This is a genomic window from Streptomyces sparsus (assembly GCF_054776295.1).
Genome location: NZ_BAAHCA010000262.1, coordinates 1 through 5,698, shown reverse-complemented (window position 1 = coordinate 5,698; position 5,698 = coordinate 1). Strand labels below are relative to the sequence as shown.

At 72.3% G+C, this 5,698-nt stretch carries 7 protein-coding genes; 3 read left to right on the top strand and 4 right to left on the bottom strand.

Annotated features, from left to right (window positions below):
* The 3 genes from ACYVE9_RS13895 to ACYVE9_RS13885 all read left to right on the top strand — a co-directional run.
* Window positions 1-1,204: MMPL family transporter (locus ACYVE9_RS13895; RefSeq protein WP_461028140.1), on the top strand; the 1,204-nt coding region annotated here is incomplete at its 5' end.
* 116 nt (window positions 1,205-1,320) lie between these two features.
* Window positions 1,321-1,986: a potassium channel family protein gene (locus ACYVE9_RS13890; RefSeq protein ID WP_461028139.1), complete on the top strand. Its 666-nt coding sequence runs from the start codon at window positions 1,321-1,323 to the stop codon at window positions 1,984-1,986.
* Window positions 1,987-2,032: 46 nt separating this feature from the next.
* A complete protein-coding gene (locus tag ACYVE9_RS13885) occupies window positions 2,033-2,758 on the top strand; it encodes a potassium channel family protein (protein ID WP_461028138.1) in 726 nt (241 codons plus the stop codon).
* 123 nt (window positions 2,759-2,881) lie between these two features.
* Here the strand turns inward: ACYVE9_RS13885 and ACYVE9_RS13880 are convergent, their stop codons facing one another.
* The 4 genes from ACYVE9_RS13880 to ACYVE9_RS13865 form a co-directional block, all read right to left on the bottom strand.
* Window positions 2,882-3,727 (bottom strand): DUF3159 domain-containing protein, encoded by an 846-nt coding sequence (locus tag ACYVE9_RS13880; RefSeq protein ID WP_461028137.1) that lies wholly within the window; start codon window positions 3,725-3,727, stop codon window positions 2,882-2,884.
* Window positions 3,728-3,730: 3 nt separating this feature from the next.
* Window positions 3,731-4,126 carry an OB-fold nucleic acid binding domain-containing protein gene (locus tag ACYVE9_RS13875; RefSeq protein WP_461028136.1) on the bottom strand — a complete coding sequence of 132 codons (396 nt, stop codon included), beginning with the start codon at window positions 4,124-4,126 and terminating at the stop codon, window positions 3,731-3,733.
* A 47-nt stretch (window positions 4,127-4,173) separates the two neighbouring features.
* Window positions 4,174-4,857 carry a response regulator gene (locus ACYVE9_RS13870; RefSeq protein WP_461028135.1) on the bottom strand — a complete coding sequence of 228 codons (684 nt, stop codon included), beginning with the start codon at window positions 4,855-4,857 and terminating at the stop codon, window positions 4,174-4,176.
* 40 nt (window positions 4,858-4,897) lie between these two features.
* Window positions 4,898-5,698: sensor histidine kinase (locus tag ACYVE9_RS13865; protein WP_461028134.1), on the bottom strand; the 801-nt coding region annotated here is incomplete at its 5' end.

The following is a 5,698-nucleotide window of genomic DNA, read 5'->3' as shown; positions in this document are numbered from 1 at the left end:
CGAGGACCCGGGCCGGCCGGGCAAGGCCCCCGCCGGGATCTGGGGCCGGGTGGCGGCGCTGGTGGACCGGGCGCCGCGCCGGGTGTGGGTGACGTCGCTGGTCGCGCTGGCCGCCTGTGCCGCGTTCTCCCCGATGCTGAAGTCGGACGGGGTGCCGCTGGAGGAGATCTTCGTCAACGACGCGCCCTCGGTCACCGCGCAGGAGGTGCTCGCCGAGCACTTCCCCGGTGGTTCCGGCAACCCCGCCGTGATCATCGCCGACGCGGACCGGGCGGACGAGGTGACGGCCGCCGCCCGGGGCACGGAAGGGGTCGCCGAGGCCGCTCCCGTCACCGCCGAGGGCCGGCCCGGCGGCGGCGAGCCGATGGTGGTGGACGGCCGGGTGCGCATCGACGCGACGCTGGCGGACCCGGCGGACAGCGACGCGGCGAAGCAGACCGTGCTGCGGCTGCGGGACGCGGTGCACGACGTGCCGGGGGGTGACGCCCTCGTCGGCGGATACACCGCCCAGCAGTACGACACCCAGACCACCGGTGAGCGGGACCGGATGGTGATCGCGCCGGTGGTGCTGCTCATCATCTGGCTGATCCTGATCTGGCTGCTGCGCTCGCTGGTGATGCCGTTGATCCTGGTGGCGACGGTCGCGCTCAACTTCCTCGCGACGCTCGGTGTCGCCGCCCTCGTCTTCCGGTACGGCTTCGGCTTCACCGGCACCGACGCGTCCGTGCCGCTGTACGGCTTCGTCTTCCTGGTGGCGCTGGGCGTCGACTACAACATCTTCCTGATGACGCGGGTCCGCGAGGAGACGCTGCTGCACGGCACCCGGCTCGGCGTGCTCCGGGGACTGACGGCCACCGGCGGGGTGATCACCTCGGCCGGTGTGGTGCTCGCCGCGACGTTCGCGGCGCTGGTGGTCATCCCACTGGCGTTCCTGGTGCAGATCGCCTTCATCGTGGCCTTCGGTGTGCTGCTCGACACGCTGGTGGTGCGGTCGCTGCTGGTGCCCGCCCTGGTGCGGGACGCCGGGCCGGTGGTGTGGTGGCCCAGCGCCCTGCGCCACCGCGCCGACGACGACCCGGGTGCCGACGCACCGGGAGCCGGCGACGGCCCTGGAGCCGCCCGGGCCGGTGGGGCGGGTGCGCCCTCGGCGGACGGTGGAGCCGGCGGGGCCGAGCGGGACCGGGGTGCGTCCGGCACCGGCTGAGGCGGGTAGCGTGGGGCAGACCGTTCACCGAGTTTGCCCGGCCCCGGCCGCAGAAGGATGATGAACGGTGTCCGCCCAGGTGATCGCAGCAGGGGAAGGTGTGGGGTAACACCCTCATGCACATCGTCATCATGGGGTGCGGCCGCGTCGGCGCCGCACTCTCCAAGACCCTGGAGAACCAGGGGCACACCGTCGCGGTGATCGACCAGGACCCGACCGCGTTCCGGCGGCTCGGGTCCGGGTTCGGCGGTCGCCGGGTCACCGGCGTCGGCTTCGACCAGGACACCCTCCGGGAAGCCGGTATCGAGGAGGCGGGCGCGTTCGCCGCAGTCAGCAGCGGTGACAACTCCAACATCATCGCGGCCCGGGTGGCGCGCGAGATGTTCGGCGTGGACAACGTCGCCGCACGCATCTACGACCCGCGGCGCGCAGAGGTCTACCAGCGTCTCGGCATCCCGACCGTCGCCACCGTGCGGTGGACGGCGGACCAGATGCTGCGCAGGCTGCTGCCCTCGGGAGCCGAGCCGCTGTGGCTGGATCCGACCGGCGGTGTGCAGCTCGCCGAGGTGCACCTCTCCCCCGGCTGGGTCGGCCATCGCGTCGGCAGGCTCCAGCAGGAGTCGCGCACCCGGATCGCCTTCATCACCCGGATGGGCGAGGCGATGCTGCCGGACAGCAACACGGTGCTCCAGGAGGGCGACCTCGTGCACGTGCTGATGCGGTGCGACGCGGTGGGCGACGTGGAGGCGGTCTTCGACCGCGGACCGGAGGAGACACCGTGAACGGGAGCCGGTCGGTGTCCGCACGTGACGAGCGGGAGGACCAGCGGTGAGAGTCGCCATTGCCGGAGCGGGAGCGGTCGGCAGGTCGATCGCGGGCGAGCTGCTGGAGAACGGGCACGAGGTGCTGCTCATCGACAAGGCGCCCACGGCCATCTCGGTGGAGCGGGTGCCGCAGGCCGAGTGGCTGCTCGCCGACGCCTGCGAGATCTCCTCGCTCGACGAGGCGGCGCTCCAGCGCTGCAACGTGGTCATCGCCGCGACGGGTGACGACAAGGTCAACCTGGTGGTGTCGCTGCTCGGCAAGACCGAGTACGGCGTGCCCCGGGTGGTGGCCCGGGTCAACAACCCGAAGAACGAGTGGCTGTTCAACGAGGCGTGGGGCGTGGACGTCGCCGTGTCCACGCCGCGCCTGATGTCGGCGCTGGTCGAGGAGGCCGTGAGCGTCGGCGACCTGGTGCGCCTGATGCGGTTCAGCCAGGGCGACGCCAACCTGGTGGAACTCACGCTGCCGCCGGACGCCGCACTGGCCGGCACCCGGGTGGGTGACGTCGCCTGGCCGGAGGACACCGCGCTGGTCACCATCATCCGGGGCACGCGGGTGCTGAAGCCCAGCCCGGAGGAGTCCCTGGCGGCCGGCGACGAGCTGCTGTTCGTCGCGGCGCAGGACCGCGAGGAGCAGCTCGAGGGGCTGCTCTCCGTGATCCGCGAGGGTTCCGGTGGGGACGACGCACCCAACGGCAACCGCCGCGACCGCGAGCGTGACGAGGGCTGACGGACACGCGCGCCCACGGCAGCGGGGGCCGACGGCACCGAGGGGTGCTGTCGGCCCCCGTTGGTGTTCGGGTCCGTGCCCGGCCAGGGCTCTTCAGCCGGTTAGCTCGCGGCGGGGCCGGGCTCAGCCGGCGCGGTGCGGCCGGTCCGGGTGCGGGTCGTCCCCGGCGGCACCGATGCGGCGCTCGGCGTCGGCGGTGATCTCGTGGGCCACGGCGTCCAGCAGGCTGGAGCCGTTCGCGGCCTCGCGCTTGGCCTCGCGTTCCCGCTTCGCGCGCTTCTCCGCCTCCTCCTCGGCCTCCAGCTCGGCGATCACGTCGATCGGCGGCGGGGCCTTCGCGAGGAAGATCCAGGTGAGGTAGACGGCGAGCAGGAACGGCGGAATGCCGAGGGCCACCCGTAGCCAGCCGAGCTGGGTGACGTCACCCCAGAAGTAGATGGGGAAGGTGATCGCCGACTTGGTCAGCAGGATCAGGCCCCAGGCGTAACTGGCTTTGGTGTAGGCCCGCTTGCGGCCCGGGTTGCGGGTGCGCCAGGAGAGGTTCTCCCGGAAGACCGGGCCGAGGATCAGTCCCAGCAGCGGGTAGCCGGCCGCGGAACTGCCCAGGTAGGCCACCGCGAGGCCGAGGGTGTAGAGCATGCCGGGCAGGTAGAAGTTCTTCGCCTCGCCGGACATCATGGCGAACACCGCGCCGATGGCGACACCGAAGACGCCGCTGAAGGCGTGCTTGACGGTGTCGCGGCGGGCGAGCCTGGCCAGCGCCATGAGGGCGGACAGGCCGAGAGCGGCGATGGCCGAGATGTGGATGTCACGGTTGATGGTGTAGCTCAGCACGAACACCAGCCCCGGCACGGTGGTCTCCACCATGCCGCGGACGCCGCCGAACGCCTCCAGGAAGGCAGCCTTGGTCACCTCCACGTCGGCGGTCGGTGATTCGGGGTCCGCAGAGGACTTGTCGAGTGAGGTCACCCGTTACTCCTGTCCGAGGGATCGCAGCTCGTACTTGGGGTTGAAGAGCACCGGCCGGCCGCGGTTCATGGTGACCCGCCCCGACGCGATCAGCGTACGGCCCGGCTCCACGCCGGCGATGGCTCGCCGGCCGAGCCAGACGACGTCCAGCGACGCCGAGCCGTCGAAGAGCTCCGCCTCCAGCGCGGGCGCGCCGGCCCGAGGTCGGAGTGTAACGCTGCGCAGTGTTCCGGTCACCTTGACGATCTGCCGGTCGCCGCAGTCGCAGATCCGGGTACATCCGGCGCTGGAGTCCCGCACCGGCTCGTCCGGAAGCTGCTCATCCTCGGAGGACGCGAACCTGTCGAGGAAGCGCCGTATCCTTCCAGGCCGTCGCTCCGGCCTTGTGGCACCACTCATATGCGCCAGAGTACCCGGGCCGGAGGCGGTCCCGGCATGCCCGCCGGTCACGGTTCGAAGCGGTACCCCATGCCGGGCTCGGTCACGAAGTGCCGCGGGTGCGACGGGTCCCGTTCCAGCTTGCGGCGCAGCTGGGCCATGTAGACCCTCAGGTAGTTGGTCTCAGAGCCGTAGGAGGGGCCCCAGACCTCCTGGAGCAGCTGCTTCTGGCCGACCAGCCGGCCGGTGTGCCGCACCAGGACCTCCAGCAGGTGCCACTCGGTGGGGGTGAGCCGGACGTCGCGGCCCTCGCGGTGCACCTTCTTCGCGGCCAGGTCGACGCTGAACGTGGCCGTCTCCACCAGGGCGGTGTCCCCGGCGGCCGGTGCGGGCTCGGCACGGCGCACCGCGGCCCGCAGCCGGGCCAGCAGCTCGTCCATACCGAAGGGCTTCGTCACGTAGTCGTCGGCGCCCGCGTCCAGTGCCTCGACCTTCTCGTCGGAGGAGTGCCGGGCGGACAGCACCAGGACCGGGACGCGGGTCCAGCCGCGCAGGCCGCGGATGACGTCCACGCCGTCCATGTCGGGCAGTCCGAGGTCGAGGATGACGACGTCCGGGCGCCGCTCGGCGGCCAGCCGCAGCGCGGTGGCCCCGTCGGGCGCGGTGTCCACCTCGTACCGGCGGGCCCGGAGGTTGATCACCAGCGCGCGGACGAGCTGCGGCTCGTCGTCGACCACGAGCACTCGATGCATGGGAAACCCCTCAACTGTTCTTCGGGTGACGTGGAAGCCGTCAGGTGAGCGAGGCGGAGAGCGGCGCGTCGAGCGGCGGCCGGCCGGCTCCGGCCCGCAGCGTGAGCACCATCGTCATGCCGCCGCCCGGGGTGTCCTCCGCTTCGAGTGTGCCGCCCATCGACTCGGCGAAGCCCCTGGCAACAGCCAGGCCGAGGCCGACCCCCACACCGCGCGGCACGTCGCCGTACCGCTGGAAGGGTTCGAAGATGCGGGCCTTGTCGCTGTCCGGCACGCCCGGGCCGCGGTCGGTGACGCGCAGCTCGACGCGGTCGTGCAGGGCGCTCGCGGACACCTTCACCCGCTCGCCGGGCGGACTGTACTTCACGGCGTTCTCGACCACGTTGGCCACGGCGCGTTCCAGCAGCCCCGGGTCGACGGCCACCATCGGCAGTGACTCCGGCACGTCCAGCAGCACGCTGCCCTCCGGCACGCCGCCGAGCGCCTTGGGCACCACCTCGTCGAGGTCGGCCTCCCGGATGAGCGGGGTGACCGTGCCGGTCTGGAGGCGGGACATGTCGAGCAGGTTGCCGACCAGATGGTCGAGTCGGTCGGCGCCGTCCTCGATGGCCTCCAGCAGATCCGCCTCGTCCGCGGCGGACCAGGCGACGTCGTCCGCGCGCAGCGAGGTGACGGCGGCCTTGATGGCGGCGAGCGGGGTGCGCAGGTCGTGGCTGACGGCGGCCAGCAGCGCGGTGCGGATCCGGTTGCCCTCGGCCAGTGCGCGGGCCTGCTCGGCCTCGCCGACGAGCCGCTGCCGGTCCAGCACGCCCACTGCCTGCGCGGCGAACACGGCGAGCAC